The sequence below is a fragment of the Paracraurococcus ruber genome (assembly GCF_004353985.1).
Lineage (GTDB): Bacteria > Pseudomonadota > Alphaproteobacteria > Acetobacterales > Acetobacteraceae > Paracraurococcus > Paracraurococcus ruber.
The window spans coordinates 1-14,671 of the sequence record NZ_SMOA01000137.1; the positions used below are offsets into that span (position 1 = coordinate 1).

A 14,671-nucleotide genomic window follows, 5' to 3' on the forward strand; every position below is an offset into this window, starting at 1 on the left:
TGGTCGCCACCGGCGGGGAGACGGCGCGCGCCCTGCTCGTCGCCGCGGGCGTGCCGGCGCTGCGCCTGGCGGGGGAGGTGGAGGCGGGCGTGCCGCTCGCGGCCGCGCTCGGCGCCGGCCCGGTGCGCGGCCTGCCCGTCATCACCAAGGCCGGCGCCTTCGGCACGGAGGAGACGCTGGCCCGCTGCCTCGAGGCGCTGCTCGCGCTACCCTGCAGCCGCGAGGAGCCCCCATGACCGACCCACGTCCGGTGATCGCCATCACCATGGGCGACGCCGCCGGCGTCGGCCCCGAGATCATCATGAAGTCCCTGGCGCATGGCGGGCTGCACGCCACCTGCCGGCCGCTGGTCATCGGCGATGCCGGGCGGCTGGAGGAGGCGGGGCGCATCACCGGCGCCGTGCTGCCGGTGCGCCGCGTCGCATCCCCGGCCGAGGCGCGCTTCGAGCCGGGGACGGTGGATTGCCGCGACCTCGGCCTGATCCCGTCCGGCCTGCCCTGGGGGCAGCTTTCGGCCACCGCCGGCGACGCCGCCTACCGCTACATCGCCGAGGCCGCGCGGCTGGCCCAGGCCGGCGAGGTGGACGCGATCTGCACCGCGCCGCTCAACAAGGCCGCGCTGCACATGGGCGGGCACAGATACCCCGGCCATACCGAGATGCTGGCGGCGCTGACCGGTACGCCCGAGGTCTCGATGATGCTCACCGCGCCGCGGCTGCGGGTGATCCATGTGACCACGCATATCGGCCTGCTGGACGCGATCGCGCGGATCGAGCCGGGCCTTGTGGAACGCACCATCGCCCGCGGCCATGCCGTGCTGGTGCGCGCCGGCATCGCCGCGCCGCGCATCGGCGTCTGCGCCATCAACCCGCATGCCGGGGAGGGCGGGCTGTTCGGCCATGGCGAGGAGGCGACGAAGATCGTCCCTGCGGTGGAAGCCTGCCAAGCCCGCGGCTGGGCGGTGGAAGGGCCGCTGCCGGCCGACACGCTGTTCTTCCGCGCGGGCCGCGGCGATTTCGACCTGGTGGTGGCGATGTACCACGACCAGGGCCATGGCCCGGTGAAGGTGATGGGGCTGGAGGAAGGGGTGAACATCACCGTCGGCCTGCCGGTGGTCCGCACCTCGGTGGACCATGGCACCGCCTTCGACATCGCCGGCACCGGCCGGGCCGACGAGCGCAGCATGCTGGAAGCGATGCGCCAGGCGGTGACGTTGGCGACGCGGCGCGCCGCGGCATAGCGGCGCGCGGCGAGGGGGACGCCGCCCGCGAACTTCCCCTGCCGGGCGCGGGCGACCCCTGGACCGGCCTGCGTGATCGCCATGGGCCTGGCCCTCGACGCGGCTGCTCCGATGGCGATGAACCCGGCGCCGGGGTCCGCAGCCACGCCCCTCGCTTGCTCTGCTACAGCCAGCGCAGCCGTGGCGCCGGCGCGTCCTCGGCCAGCAGCGCATCGGCGGTGCGGCGCTGCGCCTCGGACAGCGCGTCGTAGAGCGGGACCATCGCGGCGGCGAGGCGGCGCGCCGCCTCCAGCTGCACGGCGGCCAGCCTTGCGCGGCGTTCCAGCGCCTCCGGCGCCGGGGGTGGGGTCCGGCCGGAGCGCCTCGCCGCGGCCTGCAGGGCGGCGGCATTGGCCCGGGCGGCGGCGGCGAAGCCCTCCCACGCGGCCTGCTGCGGCGGGGTGATGGCCAGGTCCTGCCGCAGCATCTCCAGCTGGCCGTCGAGGCGCCGGAAGGGCTGGAGCGGCGCGGCACGCCGGGCGGCCGGGCGGACCTGGCGCGCCACCGCGCGGGGGCCAGCCGGCGCGAGGTCGGCGGCGGCATCGCAGGCGGGATCGTCCTGCCGCTCCATGATCTCCGCGATCAGGGCCAGCGACGTGGCCAGCACGACGGCCTGGCCGACCGGCCTGCGAGGTGGCTGCATCATCCCTCCCACGCGCAAGGGCAGGGCAGAGGCCCGATCCCGGCTTCGTGCGTGGAAGAGTGACGGCAGGCTTCCGGCGCGGCCTTGTGCTGCATCAAGCGCGGCGGCAGCCGATGCCGGGGTGACGCGCGGCAGGCCGCGATGATCCGCCCGCCAGGGGTTGTCGCGCGCGCAGCGGCGTGTCGCGCCTCCAGCGGGGACGCCTCGCCCCCCGGTGGATGGACGTGATGCGCGCGCCTTGGTCCCAGCGTGGCGGAGGCGATCCACGCCCGTGGGCGCGCAGGCGCGGGCCCGGCGGCGGCGGAACGCGCGCCACGCCGCGTCCAGCCGGCCGGGCCGCGCAGGCCGAGGCGTCCGCGGTCCTCCGGAGCCTTGCATCGGGCCGGCGGCCCTGCCGCAGCCTGCCATGCGTGCGGGCTCGAGGGGCCCCGCCCATGCCCGGGCGGCCCTTCGCCGGCCATCGGCATCCGCCAGGGGCATCTGCGTCTTGCGCCATAAAAGCCTTTCCAGAGGCTGTTGACCATCCGTCGCAATCCATGCCCCATTCCCTGGCACGTGCCCGGGAAGATCCGATGTCCGAAATCGCCCTGCTGCCTGACGCCGAGATCGCCCGTGCCGCCGGCTATGCCCGGGAGGCACTGTCGCCGGCGACCCTCGCCGCCTATGCCGCGGACTGGGCGGGCTTCGAGGCCTGGTGCCGGGGCAGGGGCGTCGCCGCCCTGCCGGCCACCCCGGTCGCCGTTGCCGCCTATCTCGCCACGCTCGCCGCCACCCATGCCGGATCGACCCTCCGCCGCCGGCTCGCCGCCATTGGCCGCGCCCATCGCATGGCGGGGCTGCCCTGGCAGGGCTCGCACCCGGCGATCCGCGATACCCTGGCCGGCATCGCCCGCCGCCACGGCACGCCGCAGCGCCGCGCCGCGGCGATCGGCACCGCCGAGATCCGCAAGCTGGTGGCGACCTGCGCCGATGGCCTGACCGGCACGCGCGACCGCGCCCTGCTGCTGCTGGGCTTCGCCGCGGCGCTGCGGCGGAGCGAGCTGGTCGCGGTGCAGCGCGAGCACCTGACCTTCACGCCCGAAGGCCTGCGTCTGCTGATCCCGCGCGCCAAGGCCGACCAGGAGGGCAGGGGGGCCGAGCTCGGCATCCCGCGCGGCCGCAAGCCGGAGACCTGCCCGGTGCGCGTGCTGGAAGCCTGGCTGCAGGCCAGCGACTGCCGCTACGGGCCGGTGTTCCGCAAGATCGACCGCTGGGGCAACCTGGAGACCACCGCGCTGCATCCCTATGCGCTGCCGAAGATCCTGGCGCGGCGGCTGGCGCTGGCCGGTATCAAGGCCGCCGGCCTCGAGCGGCTGTCGATGCACGGGCTGCGGGCGGGCTTCATCACGGAGGCCTACAAGGCCGGCGCGCGGGACGAGGCCATCATGGAGCATAGCCGCCACCGCGACATCCGCACCATGCGCGGCTATGTCCGCCGCGCCAAGCTCGTCGGCGAGAGCCCGGCCGGGCTGGTCGGGCTTTAGCGCTTCCGATCCGCAACACAGGGCCAGCAGCGCAGCCGCGCGCCGTCGCCCGGGCCGGCCGGCGGCGAGCGGTGGATGCAGCCGGAACCGGCATTGCCCGGGACGCGATCGCCCCGAAGGAACGCGACGGCGCCTATGGCGAGGCGTGCGGATGGGCAGGCCGGTGCCGCGCCCGACGGCCTGGCCGCCCGTGAGCGGCGCCATCCGGTCCCAGATCCGTCATGGTCACCGGGCGGCCTTCGGGATCCATCGGCTTGCGCGGCGGTGTGCGCGTCGGCGGGGGCCGCGCGGGATCCGGCCTTCGACATCGCGGCAGCCCGTGCCGGCTGCCGGGTCCGGGATAGCGTGATCACACCCACCAACGGCCCGCCCGGCCTGCACCGGCCAGGGACGCAGGCACGGCGCCACGCGGGCCTGACCGCTGGCCACCGCGGCCCACTCGGCATGTTGCGGCCCGGCCTGGGAGAGCCGACTGAGGCCTGGTCGAGCAGGCACCCGTGCTGCATGAGGAGCCGTCCTTTCGCCTGCGGTCAGGGCCGCGTGGTGTGGGCGCGAGTGCCAGCAGGATCGGCAAGCATGCCGCGGAGCAGCCCCAGGCGTTCCACATGACGCGCCAGGGCGATGAGGCCGGCGGCGATCGCCACCACGCAGGTGAGGGTGGCGAATTGGCCTGCGCCGAAGGCGGCGAAGACGCCTTCCGTCGCATCGCCCGCGAACAGCAGGACATAGCCGGCCAGCGAAGCGGCAAGAACCTGCACCGCGACACGCCGGCGCAGCAGCAGCACGCAGCCGGCGCCGCCGCCCAGCACGCCGAGGGCGAATGCGGCGGGCATCCAGGCAGGCAGCGCGGCGTGGAGCGCCGCTTGTGGTCGGGTCATGCCGCCGGCTACCCGGTCGGCTTCGGTTGCGAGCGACGTCTGGGCGAAGCGAAGGGGGGCCGAAGGGGCTGCAGGTGAGGCTAAGGCTGGCGACAACCGGCAGGGCCAGGCGCCAGCATCCATGCGGGGCGGGGATCGTCACGGGGGAAGGCTCTCCGGGCTTCCTGCAGCGTCTCCCTGTGACCCTGGGAGCGGCTGGCTGAGCGTGCGCCGCCCGGGATGCGGCCGTTTCGACGGGGGGGGGCGAACATGCCTCCGCCCGCCCTGCGGCTCAGCGGCCGGCCGCCGCCGCGTCCAGCAGGCCGTCCGCCACGCCGACGATCGCGGCCGCCTTCGCGCGCGAGAGGCCCCCGCGGCCCTGCAGCGCCAGGCCCTGGCCGAGAGTGGCGAGGAACTGCGCCAGCGCCGCGACGTCGGTCGACGGGCGAAGCTCGCCCGCCGCCTGCGCACGGCGCAGCGCCGCGAGGAAGGAGGCCTCGATCGCGGCGTTGTGGCGCTCGGTGATGGCGGTGACCTCGCGGTCCCGGCCGAACTCGACGGTCGCGTTGCAGACGAGGCAGCCGCGGAAGTCCCGCGCGGTCACCGCATCGACCCAGGTGGCGAGCACGGCCCGGACATTGGCGAGGCCCGACCCCGGCGCCGCCAGCCTCTCATGCAGCCAGCGGAACTGCGTGGTGCCGTAGTGATCCAGCGCTTCGAGGAACAGCGCCCGCTTGTCGCCGAAGGCGTTGTAGAGGCTTTGCCGGCCGATCCCCATCGCGGCCTGCAACTCGGGCAAGCCGGTGCGCTCATAGCCATGTGCCCAGAAGGCGCGCATCGCATCCTCCAGCGCCGTCTCCCGGTCGAACGCACGCGGCCTGCCTGCCATGGACGACGAGAATGGGAGTTCTGGACCAATTGGTCAATATTTCGCTTGATTATGGATCGAGCGGTCCATAATTCGGCTGCGATCAGGCCGGCATCCCGCCGCGCCCGTCCTGCCGGAGACATCCCGATGCGTCGCACTGCCCTGGTCTCGCTGGCCCTGCTGGCTGCCGCCCCCGTGCTTGCCCAGACCCGCGGCGCCATGCCCACGCCACCATCGGCCGCCACGCGCATGACCGAGCCGCCGGGCCCGCCCGGCAGCGTGGCCTACAACACCTGGCTCGGCCGCACCTTCTCCGAGGTGCTGCTCAACGAGCGGTCGCAGGAGGAGCGTGTGCGCATCCTCAACCGCATCGTCGCCACCGGCTATATCCAGCACAATCCCCTGGTGCCGCAGGGCCGGCAGGGGCTGATCGACTTCATCCCGGTCATCTATCAGTCCATGCCGGACAGCCGCTTCATCCTGCACGACGTCTTCGCCACCACCGACCGCGTCGTCACCCGCTGGACCTGGACGGGCACGCTGACCGGCGCGCCCTTCCTCGGCATCCCCGCCCGCGGGCAGCGGGTCGAGTTCGACGTGATCGACGTCTGGTCGGTGCACGATGGGCAGCTCCACGAACATTGGGACCAGTTCGATTGGCCGCGCGCGCTGATCCAACTCGGCGTGCAGGGCCTGCCGCAGCCTTTCCTGGACGTCGCCGCCCGTCCGGTCAGCCGCTGACGCCGTGCATGGCCCGGCGGTAGCGCCGGGCCACCTCTGCCGTTTCGGCAGGATCGAACCCGACGGCCCTCACCCTCCATGGCTGGGGCGTCCGCCCCATGTCCGTGCCGGGCGCGCCGCGCGGAACGCGAAGGGCGTGCCGCCCGCGCAGCGCGACCTAGCGCCCCGCGACCTGGCCGATCGCGGTCCCGGACGTGATCAATGCAGGTGTACTCACGCCGCCCCCGAGCAGGCCCTTGCGGCAGCGGATGGAGGGACGCGGCCACGGCACCACAAAGGCAGCGGCAAAGACCCGCTACCTCGCCGCTGGCGCTAGCAAGCCGCGAATGTTGGGCCAGGATCGCATCCCGGCCTTCGTGGCGCTTCCTTCGGGACCGGGTTTGCCGAACCAGGCGCCAACCGGGATGACGAAAGGCGATGGGCGCCGCGCGCCTGTCACGCTGCCCCTGTGCCGGGTTGGCCTCCATCCTTTGCAGGACGGCGCCATCGCCGAAGCCTTTGCAGGCTGCAGAGGTCGATGCCCGGTCTTGGCCGGTACGGCTCTCGGCTAGTCGTGCAGCGACACCTCGTACACCAACGTCTGGCTCGCCTCGTCCGTGCCGATGACCGCCATCGGGACACAACGGCGCCGGCGTTTTCGGAGGATGTGGTCGAGCGCGCCGATGCTCGCGATGTCGCAGACATGCGCAGCATGGACGTCGACCACGACGCGGGGGCGCGGCTCGCGGAGGTCACAGGCACTATGGAAAGCCCCGGCGGGGGCGGAGAAGATCTCGCTGCCGACGCGCCCGGCCGCGCGCTACCCGCTGCATCCCATGCCTGGGGCGATGCCAAACAAGCGCGAGACCTTCCGCGTGAAGAACAAGCCACTCAGCACCACGCCGCCCAGCACACCCCGTGCAAGGCCATGCGTCCGCGGCACCACCCTGGCGGCCGCCAGCATGACGGGCGTCAAGTCGCATTCCAGAGTCAGAGACGCGCCAGCCTGATCTCTGGTGCGGGCGACCCAATGACCAGTCTGCCGTCGCCATCCGGCAACGGGTTTCATCTCGACGGCGCTGCGATCCCGCCAGGGCGGCGTCATCGCGGCATCGGACACCATGCGATGCTGTGTATTCAGGGAGCGATCCAGTGCTTCGGCGAAGCGACCAGATGCATGATCCCAGGCCGATTCTTTCGCAATTCGACACAGGATCGATGGATGTGCCTCAGCACGCATGCCTTCGAACCGCATGTGTTCGCAGCAGACATCGACGAGCCGACCACACCTACCTGCATCGCGTGTAACGTCTACGCCATCCATGGCGTCGCGGCTCGACAAGCGGCACGTCGTCACGCAGAACGCTTCGCATGTCCATTGCTGCAGGCCTCACGCCACCCTGACCCTGCGTCACCGGCCGACATCGTCGGCTTGCGTGCCGTAGATGCGATGCGGTTGACCGAGAGATCGGCGCCGCACCCCAGGGCGTTGCCCCAGCTTTGGAATTCTTGTGCATATTCAGCTTCCGTCGGCGCGTGCCCCCATGTGGGTGCTGGCCGAGAGCATGGCCGCTGCCGGCTTCTCGCTATTCCCGATGCTGGCCATTGGCGTCGTCATCGGTCCGCACGCCGCGGGCGCCGGCTTGGTGGCCATCGCGGCCTTCCTCGTGGCGGAGACATTGGCCGGTGCCGTGCCTTCCTATGCACTGGGCCGGCTGAAGATCCTCGAACGGCGCCACGCAAGGGGCGCCGCGGCTGTTTCCATCGTGTCGGGTCTCGCGGCTGGCGCGGCATTGGCGCTTCTGAGCCCCCTCCTGGCACGGCAAGTGGGCGACCCCGCGGTCGGCGAACTCGTGCTGCCCCTCGCTCCCTTGCTGCCACTGGCTGCACTTTCCGCTGTCGCCTCCGGCCCCTGCTCGCGGGGGTCGCGATCCGGATCGCCGGCAGCGCGGCTGCTCCTCGGCCAGGCGCTCGCCATGCTGGCCGGCCTCGTCCTCGCAGGAACTGGCTACGGACCCTGGGCGATGGTGGCTGCCCAGGTTGTCGCAACGACCGTGACCTGCGGTCTGATGCTGCATGCCCGGGTTGGCCCCACCGGGTGGAGCGGAGGCCGCACAGGCCAGGGCTGGGGTCCTTGGCCACCTGAAGACAGGTCTGCGCAGCGCGATCGCCGGCCCGCCGCGGTGCCGCGGTTGGGCGGCGTCCTCGCGCTGACGGTGAAGCACCGCGTCTTCCTCCTCGCCCTGGGCCTGCTTGTCCTGCCGAGCGTGCTCGCAATCTGCCATTTCGCCTTCCGGCTGGTGGATGGCAGTCTCGGCATCGTCGGGCGGACAGTCTCGCGCCTTGGCATGCCCCGCCTCTGCGCGCTTCGGCATGACCGGGATGGCATGGCCGAAGCCTATGGTGACCTGGCGCAACTTCATGCGCTCCTCGGTGTCCCCATCTGCCTCGGCATCGCGCTGACGGCGCCCCAGATCGTCGCCCTGCTGTTCGGATCATCCTGGGCAGGCATGGGGGCGGCGGCACAGATCGTGGCCGCTGCGGCTTTGCCGACCGTCCTGCATGGCGACACCGACAGCCTGTTCGTTGCTCTCGGCAAGGCACGACGCGACCTCCCGATCGCCGTGGCCGCCCTGGCACTGCCGCTGCTCCTGCTCGTCCTGCTCCGGCCGCAGACACCGGAGGGCGCCGCGCTGGTGTGGGCCATTCCCTCCCTGATCCTGCCGCCCGTCCTGGCGATGATCATCCTGGGCGAGTTGAATCGGTCGCCGCTCTGGCTGCTGCGCAGGATTGCGCCGGCTTTGTTGGCAGGGGCAGCCCTGGTCCTGGCCGTGCTGCTGGCGCGGCAACACGCTGCGCTCGATCCCTGGCCGCAGTTGATCACCACGATGGCGGCAGGTGCCGTCGCCTACTGTGGCACGGCTTGGATCGCATTGCGGGGCCGTTTCCCTTGGCCACTTTCGACCATGCCGCGCGAAGCCCTGCCTGGCGTGCCGCAGCGCGGGCAAGGCGCTGCGCAGCCCGCGGCCGGGTGGACCATCGAGCCTGGCACCGCGCGATTGGACGACACAGGCCGCGGGACCGCAGCAGGACGTTGGGTGGCACGGAAGCCAGGCAGTGCCTCCGAGACGCGTGGTCGTCAGGAAGGCGGCGCGACGCGTGTCCATGCGTTGGACTCCTTGCGCGGGATCGCCGCTCTTTCGGTCGTCATCTACCACGGCCTGCTCGTGTGGCCGGCGCTGCACGAGACCTTGGGGGGGCAGGGAGTACCGTTCTTCCGCACCTCGCAAGATCCGCTCACGACTGCCCTGCTGACCATCCCACCATCCAGCCTGCTCTGGCGCGGGCGGGAGGCGGTCCTGCTGTTCTTCGTGCTGAGCGGCTACGTGCTGGCCCAGGCTCTCCTGCGCGGCGGATCACACCCCTATCTGCCCTTCGTCACCCGCCGTGCATGCCGTCTGCTGCTGCCATGCGTCGCAGTCGCCTTGCCGGTCGCGCTGCTGGTCATGCTGACAGATCCCGTACAGAGGGAGGGCTGGAGCGTCTGGGTGACCGGCCACTGGGATGGTCCCGTGACGATGGGGCAGGTCCTCTCGCATGCGCTGTTGCTCGACCAGCCCTATGACCTGAACAGCCCGCTCTGGTCGCTGCACTACGAATGGCGGATCTCGCTCGTATTCCCGCTGCTGCTCGCGCTGTCGCGGTTCGGGCCGGGCCGGGCCATGGCCGCAAGCCTTGGCTGCCTGGCGCTCGGGGCAGCGGAGATGCGCCTTCTCGGCTCGGACTGGCTCTCGATGCTGGTCTTCGTCCCGCACTTCATGATGGGCATCGTATTGGCGCGGGATGGCGCAGGGTGGTCGGCGCATATCGCGTTGCTGTCGCGACCTACTCGGCTCGGCCTTTGGGCAGTCTGCTATCTGCTCCTCAGCTACCGATGGATCGCGCCTGGCTTCGCGCTGATCGTGGATCTGCTGAATGGGCTTGGAGCGGCGCTGCTGATCGCACTGGTCCTCGCCTCGCCGCGGGCGCAGGCGGCGCTTGCCTGGACACCGCTTGCCTGGCTGGGGAAAGTCTCATTCAGCCTCTACTTGGTGCATGTGCCGGTCCTCCTCGCAGCGCTGCACCTTGCGCCGGAGGCGTGGCCGCAGGCGGCCGTGGTGATCGGGGCGCTGGCGCTCAGCTTGCCGCTGGCGGCCGTGCTCTACAGTGTCGTTGAACGGCCGACGATCCAGCTCGGGCGTCACCTGACCCGACGAAGAGCCTCGCCTCGAGCGTGGGTGAAGCCAGCATGAGATTGGCACGCAAGGCTGCAGGATGGTCGAGCGAGGTCATTCCCGCCCGGCCTCGGTCACGTCCAACAGCCGTCGGATGCGTGGGCGCCAATTCTGGTCACCGAAAGCACTTTGGCAAGCAGCATGCTGCTGTCTCGGCAGCCGCAAGAAGGGCGGTGGCTGTCATTGCTCCCGTGCCTTCTCGAGTGCCGAGTCCGTGCGCGGAGGCAAGGTGATGAAGGAGATCCTCCTGTTTCCCGCATTGGTCTGGCTCATCATCGCCCTGGTGGTGGTGCGGACCATGCCGAATGAGCGGCCGCCCGTCGATCCGCGATGCGAGGAGCGTGGACACGCCTACCACCGCAATGTCGGGCATTGGCCGCACCTCGCCGATGGCCGGCCCGCCGAGCCAGAGGTCAGGTGGCGCTGCCGCCGCAGTCCATTCGCCTATGGCCGGTAAGGGCATCTTTGCCGTCATCGGCCCCGTCCCGAAGGGCCGCTCGATAGCCATCGTAGCTCATGCTTCAGGGCCGACGTCGGCGGAGGAGGCCGCTTGGCAGCGGGTCGTTTGGCTGGCCGACATGCTCTGCCCTCATGCGCGTCAATCGGCGTCGCACCAACCGTCCGGTTCCTGAGCCAAGCCCGCTGGACCAGCAGGCTGATGGCACCTTGCCTGCTCTGCCTGGATCGCTGCGTCCATCACTCGGGCCCCCGACTGGGCCAGGGTAAGCGTTCACTGACGGCTACGTCGTCAGCGGCCTGACGGCGCTCAGGCGTCGTCGGGTCGCAGGTTCCAGGGCTCGAGTTCACCGATCTGGTTGATCGGGTAATCGGCGATGCGGTCGAGGAGCACGCGCAGATATGCCTGCGGATCCCAGCCGTTGAGCTCTGCTGTGCCGACCAGGGTGTAGATGATTGCGGCGCGCCTGCCGCCCTCGAGCGACCCGGCGAACAGGTAGTTCTTCCGTCCCAGCGCCAGGGGGCGCATGCGCCGCTCGGCGGCGTTGTTGTGCAGGCAGGCGCGACCGTCGCGCAGCACCGTCGTCAGGGCGCCCCACTGCACCAGTGTGTAGCGGATGGCCTTGGCGAGGTCGGACTTGCCGGAGACCCGCCGCAGCGTCGCTTCCAGCCAGACGTGCAGACCGGCCATCACCGGCGCCGAGCGGGCCTGGCGGGCAGCGAGGCGCGCCTCCGGCGGCTGGCCGTGGATCTCCGCCTCGACGGCGAACAGCGGCTGCATGCGCTCGATGGCCTCACGCGCGATCGGGCTGTCATTGGCCAGCAACTCGTCGTGGAAGTAGCGCCGCGCATGCGTCCAGCAGGCTGCCTCGACCACGCGGCCGCTCTCGTAGAGCGGGTTGAACCCGGCATAGGCGTCGGCCTGCAGGATGCCCCGGAAGTCGCGCAGGCGCCGCTGTGGATGCTCGCCCTTCCGGTCCGGCGTGAACTCGTAGAACACCGCGGGCGGGTCGGTCCCGCCGAATGGTCGATCGTCGCGGAGATAGGCCCAGAACCGCGCCGCCTGCGTCCTGCCCTTTCCCGGCGAGAGCATCGGCATCGGCGTGTCGTCGGCGTGCACCCGCGGCCCGGCCAGGGCGTGGCGGCCGATGTACGCGGCCATCGGCTCGGCCAGCGCGGCCGACCTGCCGACCCAGCCCGCGAGCAGGCCGCGCGGCAGGTCCAGGCCGTCACGGGCGTAGATCTCCGACTGCCTGTAGAGCGGGATATGGTCACAGTATTTCGAAACCATCACATGGGCGAGCAGCCCAGGGCCCGGCCTGCCGCGCTCAATTGGGGTCGAGGGCATCGGCGCCTGCGTCATCGCCTCGCAGGTCCGGCAGGAGAATGCGGGCCGGACGTGGCGCACCACCTCGAACTGGCCGGGACGGTACTCGAGGATCTCCGTCACGTCCTCGCCGACCTTCCGCAGCGCGCCGCCGCAGGATTGGCAGGTGCAGCCCTCGGCGGGCAGGTGCTCGACATTCCGCCGCGGCAGGCCCTCCGGCAGCGGCTTGCGGCCGCGGCGCGGCGCCTTCTCCTCCGGCGCCTTTGCGCTGGCGATGTCGTCCTCCGCGTCGTCCGCGCCACTCGACGCGGCGATGTCGGCCAGCACCTCGTCGAGCCGCAGTTCCAGCTGTTCGACCTCGCCCGCCAGCCGCTCCGACGACCGCCCGAACCGCTCGTGCCGCAGCCGCGCGATCTGCACCCGCAGCCGCTCCGCCTCCAGCGTCTTGGCCTGCAGGCCGAGCTCCGCGATGCGGCGGGCCGTGCGCTCCTCGGCCAACTCCCCGCGCAGCGCCGCGATCATCGCCATCAGCGCGGCTGGGTCTTCGGGCAGTGCGCTGTCGGCGTGCGGCGTCACGCCGGAATCGTCCCAGACGCCGCCGCGTCGGCGCAAGGGCCTACACCGCGATCTCGGGCTTCCAGCTCGGCGTCGGCGTGCGCCAGTCCAGCCCCTCCAGCAGCATCGCCAGCTGCGCCGCCGTCAGCGTCACGACCCCCTCGCGCGCGATCGTCGGCCAGAGAAAGCGGCCCTTCTCGAGCCGCTTGGCCAGCAGCACCAGGCCCTGGCCGTCCCACCACAGCGCCTTCAGCAGGTCGCCACAACGACTTCCATTCGGCATATCGAAATGCGGCGGTGCGGATCGAGTATCCGTGGCATCCGCTGCATGGGCGTCAGCTGCCCATTGTTCAGCGGTTCACGAAGGATGGGCTCGATCTGTACTGGCTGGAGGAGCAGCCGGGGCGGAGCCGCGTCGTGCCGACCTGGATGTGCGATGCGGCCGCTTGCATCGGGATGGCCGAACTCGGCCCGCCCTGCGTGGCGGTCGGCGCCCTTGCGAGCTTGGCTGCGCTCCTCAAGGTGACGGCAGATGGACAGCGCAGCCTCGCATCGTCGCGGCCCCTTCCCGTGGAGGAGGCCACCGATGCCGAGTCGCCCACCATCAAGAACTCAGCTGTCGCTCGATCTGGGTCCAAGGCTGCGGCCCCTACCCGTACCAGTTCCGGCAGAGGCGTTGCCGGCCCTGGCCGACCTGCTGCTGGCAGCCCTGGGTCGGGCGCCGGAGACGCAAGGAGGCGGCGATGAGCGGCAAGATAACCGCTGACCACCTCGCTCGCAGTGCCGTTGTCTACGTCCGCCAATCGACCATGTCGCAGGTGCTGGGCAACACGGAGAGCAAGCGCAGGCAGTATGCGCTGGCGGACCAGGCGCGCGCCGCTGGCTTTGCGTCCGTTATCGTCATCGATGAGGATCTCGGCCGCTCGGGATCGGGTGCTGCTGAGCGCCCGGGGTTCCAACGGCTCGTGACGGCGGTCTGCGCAGGGGAGGTCGGCGCGGTGTTCTGCATCGAGGCCTCGCGCCTTGCGCGCAACGGGCGGGACTGGCACCACTTGGTTGATCTCTGCGCCCTTGCCGCGACGCTGGTGATCGACCCTGACGGAGTTTACGATCCTCGCCTCGTCAACGATCGGCTCCTGCTGGGGCTGAAAGGCACGATGAGCGAATACGAACTCAGCCTGCTGCGGCAGCGTGGCATTGAGGCGCGTGACGGCAAGGCCCGGCGCGGTGCGCTGCAGTTCACCCTGCCCCCTGGCTACTGCTGGAGCGAGGATGGGCGCATCGAGATCGACCCGGACGAGCGGGTCGCTGGCGCAATCCGGATGGTCTTCGCGAAGTACCGGGAGCTCGGCAGCGCGCGGCAGTTGTTCCTCTGGGCCCGCAACGCGGGCATCACGCTGCCCGTGGTGCAGCGCAATGTCGCGGTCTGCCGGATAACCTGGCGGGCGCCAGCCTACCACACGGTCGTACAGATCCTGCACAACCCGATTTACGCCGGCGCCTATGCCTTCGCACGGCGCGGCAACCGCATCCGCGTGGAGAATGGTCGTGCCCGCAAGACCAGCGGCCACGATCGCCCGATGGCGGAATGGGGTGCCCTGATCCGCGACAACCATGAGGGCTACATCAGCTGGGCCGAGTTCGAGGAGAACCAGCGCATGTTTGGCGAGAATGCCCACATGCAGAAGCGTGCCTCACGCAAGGCAGCTCGCGGCGGACGAGCACTGCTGACCGGTCTCGTTCGCTGTGGCCGTTGCGGTCGGATGATGCGGGTATTCTACGGGGTTCAATCCGGCCACGCGCATCGCTACCAGTGCCGTGGTGATGATGCGCATGTCGGGGCTGGCCTCTGCATCGGGATCGGTGGTGTGCGCGTCGACCAGGCGGTCACCGCCCTCATGCTTGAAGCGGTGTCAGGACAGGCCGTCGAGGCCGCGTTGCTGGCGGCGGAAAAGGCGTCGGCCACGGACGATGCGCTGGCCAAGGCGCTCGAGCGCGACCTGGAGGCGGCATGCTACGAAGCCTCGCTCGCCGCGCGCCGGCACGAACTCGTGGATCCGGCCAAGCGGCATGTCGCGCGGGAGTTGGAGGCGCGGTGGAATACGGCGCTGGAGAAGGTGAGCGCGCTCGAACGGCGGATCGCCGCCGCACGTGCCGCGGCAGCATCAC

Annotated in this window: 15 protein-coding genes; 7 read left to right on the plus strand and 8 right to left on the minus strand. The window is 71.1% G+C overall.

The genetic code is table 11. The features are described from left to right. The coding region (locus E2C05_RS20335) for a nucleotide-binding domain containing protein (RefSeq protein WP_275670511.1) at positions 1-236 on the plus strand (236 nt) is incomplete at its 5' end. Next, positions 233-1,240, plus strand: a complete 1,008-nt coding sequence (gene pdxA, locus E2C05_RS20340; RefSeq protein WP_133221490.1) for a 4-hydroxythreonine-4-phosphate dehydrogenase PdxA — start codon at positions 233-235, stop codon at positions 1,238-1,240. The genes E2C05_RS20335 and pdxA, both read left to right, overlap by 4 nt. A gap of 163 nt (positions 1,241-1,403) precedes the next feature. Here the strand turns inward: pdxA and E2C05_RS33205 are convergent, their stop codons facing one another. Then, positions 1,404-1,922: a Spy/CpxP family protein refolding chaperone gene (locus E2C05_RS33205; RefSeq protein WP_158292255.1), complete on the minus strand. Its 519-nt coding sequence runs from the start codon at positions 1,920-1,922 to the stop codon at positions 1,404-1,406. A gap of 572 nt (positions 1,923-2,494) precedes the next feature. Between E2C05_RS33205 and E2C05_RS20350 the strand changes: the two genes are divergently transcribed. Continuing rightward, positions 2,495-3,445 (plus strand): tyrosine-type recombinase/integrase, encoded by a 951-nt coding sequence (locus E2C05_RS20350; protein WP_158292256.1) that lies wholly within the window; start codon positions 2,495-2,497, stop codon positions 3,443-3,445. On the opposite strand, the gene E2C05_RS35460 is transcribed toward E2C05_RS20350, so the two are convergent. From E2C05_RS35460 to E2C05_RS20365, 3 genes are all read right to left on the minus strand, one after another. Further along, the gene (locus E2C05_RS35460) at positions 3,442-3,951 is read right to left on the minus strand and encodes a DUF1826 domain-containing protein (RefSeq protein WP_133221492.1); all 510 of its coding nucleotides are present in this window, start codon (positions 3,949-3,951) and stop codon (positions 3,442-3,444) included. The two genes, E2C05_RS20350 and E2C05_RS35460, sit on opposite strands and share 4 nt — an antisense overlap. Before the next feature lie 24 nt (positions 3,952-3,975). Next, positions 3,976-4,323, minus strand: a complete 348-nt coding sequence (locus E2C05_RS20360) for a hypothetical protein (RefSeq protein ID WP_158292258.1) — start codon at positions 4,321-4,323, stop codon at positions 3,976-3,978. Positions 4,324-4,594: 271 nt separating this feature from the next. After that, a complete protein-coding gene (locus tag E2C05_RS20365) occupies positions 4,595-5,191 on the minus strand; it encodes a TetR/AcrR family transcriptional regulator (RefSeq protein ID WP_133221494.1) in 597 nt (198 codons plus the stop codon). 126 nt (positions 5,192-5,317) lie between these two features. Between E2C05_RS20365 and E2C05_RS20370 the strand changes: the two genes are divergently transcribed. Next, the gene (locus E2C05_RS20370; RefSeq protein ID WP_200305896.1) at positions 5,318-5,911 is read left to right on the plus strand and encodes an ester cyclase; all 594 of its coding nucleotides are present in this window, start codon (positions 5,318-5,320) and stop codon (positions 5,909-5,911) included. A 547-nt stretch (positions 5,912-6,458) separates the two neighbouring features. Here E2C05_RS20370 and E2C05_RS33215 read toward each other — a convergent pair. Both E2C05_RS33215 and E2C05_RS20375 read right to left on the minus strand, forming a co-directional pair. Then, positions 6,459-6,617: a hypothetical protein gene (locus E2C05_RS33215; RefSeq protein WP_158292259.1), complete on the minus strand. Its 159-nt coding sequence runs from the start codon at positions 6,615-6,617 to the stop codon at positions 6,459-6,461. A 93-nt stretch (positions 6,618-6,710) separates the two neighbouring features. Continuing rightward, entirely contained in the window at positions 6,711-7,232 is a 522-nt protein-coding gene (locus E2C05_RS20375) for a hypothetical protein (RefSeq protein ID WP_133221495.1), read from the minus strand. A 202-nt stretch (positions 7,233-7,434) separates the two neighbouring features. On the opposite strand from E2C05_RS20375, the gene E2C05_RS20380 reads away from it, so the two are divergent. Both E2C05_RS20380 and E2C05_RS20385 read left to right on the plus strand, forming a co-directional pair. After that, the gene (locus tag E2C05_RS20380) at positions 7,435-10,182 is read left to right on the plus strand and encodes an acyltransferase family protein (RefSeq protein ID WP_133221496.1); all 2,748 of its coding nucleotides are present in this window, start codon (positions 7,435-7,437) and stop codon (positions 10,180-10,182) included. Positions 10,183-10,396: 214 nt separating this feature from the next. Then, a complete protein-coding gene (locus tag E2C05_RS20385) occupies positions 10,397-10,621 on the plus strand; it encodes a hypothetical protein (protein ID WP_133221497.1) in 225 nt (74 codons plus the stop codon). A 309-nt stretch (positions 10,622-10,930) separates the two neighbouring features. Here E2C05_RS20385 and tnpC read toward each other — a convergent pair whose 3' ends face one another. Both tnpC and tnpB read right to left on the minus strand, forming a co-directional pair. Then, positions 10,931-12,475 (minus strand): IS66 family transposase, encoded by a 1,545-nt coding sequence (gene tnpC, locus E2C05_RS20390; protein ID WP_133221502.1) that lies wholly within the window; start codon positions 12,473-12,475, stop codon positions 10,931-10,933. A gap of 88 nt (positions 12,476-12,563) precedes the next feature. Then, the gene (tnpB, locus tag E2C05_RS20395) at positions 12,564-12,785 is read right to left on the minus strand and encodes an IS66 family insertion sequence element accessory protein TnpB (protein ID WP_133221498.1); all 222 of its coding nucleotides are present in this window, start codon (positions 12,783-12,785) and stop codon (positions 12,564-12,566) included. Positions 12,786-13,245: 460 nt separating this feature from the next. On the opposite strand from tnpB, the gene E2C05_RS20400 reads away from it, so the two are divergent. Then, on the plus strand, positions 13,246-14,671 hold a 1,426-nt coding region (locus E2C05_RS20400; protein WP_133221499.1), incomplete at its 3' end, for a recombinase family protein.

Coding starts and splice junctions, on each gene's coding strand:
- pdxA (WP_133221490.1), top strand. CDS start 233: ATGACCGACCCACGTCCGGTGATCGCCATCACCATGGGCGACGCCGCC.
- E2C05_RS33205 (WP_158292255.1), bottom strand. CDS start 1,922: ATGCAGCCACCTCGCAGGCCGGTCGGCCAGGCCGTCGTGCTGGCCACG.
- E2C05_RS20350 (WP_158292256.1), top strand. CDS start 2,495: ATGTCCGAAATCGCCCTGCTGCCTGACGCCGAGATCGCCCGTGCCGCC.
- E2C05_RS35460 (WP_133221492.1), bottom strand. CDS start 3,951: ATGCAGCACGGGTGCCTGCTCGACCAGGCCTCAGTCGGCTCTCCCAGG.
- E2C05_RS20360 (WP_158292258.1), bottom strand. CDS start 4,323: ATGACCCGACCACAAGCGGCGCTCCACGCCGCGCTGCCTGCCTGGATG.
- E2C05_RS20365 (WP_133221494.1), bottom strand. CDS start 5,191: ATGGCAGGCAGGCCGCGTGCGTTCGACCGGGAGACGGCGCTGGAGGAT.
- E2C05_RS20370 (WP_200305896.1), top strand. CDS start 5,318: ATGCGTCGCACTGCCCTGGTCTCGCTGGCCCTGCTGGCTGCCGCCCCC.
- E2C05_RS20380 (WP_133221496.1), top strand. CDS start 7,435: ATGTGGGTGCTGGCCGAGAGCATGGCCGCTGCCGGCTTCTCGCTATTC.
- E2C05_RS20385 (WP_133221497.1), top strand. CDS start 10,397: ATGAAGGAGATCCTCCTGTTTCCCGCATTGGTCTGGCTCATCATCGCC.
- tnpC (WP_133221502.1), bottom strand. CDS start 12,475: ATGGCGATGATCGCGGCGCTGCGCGGGGAGTTGGCCGAGGAGCGCACG.
- tnpB (WP_133221498.1), bottom strand. CDS start 12,785: ATGCCGAATGGAAGTCGTTGTGGCGACCTGCTGAAGGCGCTGTGGTGG.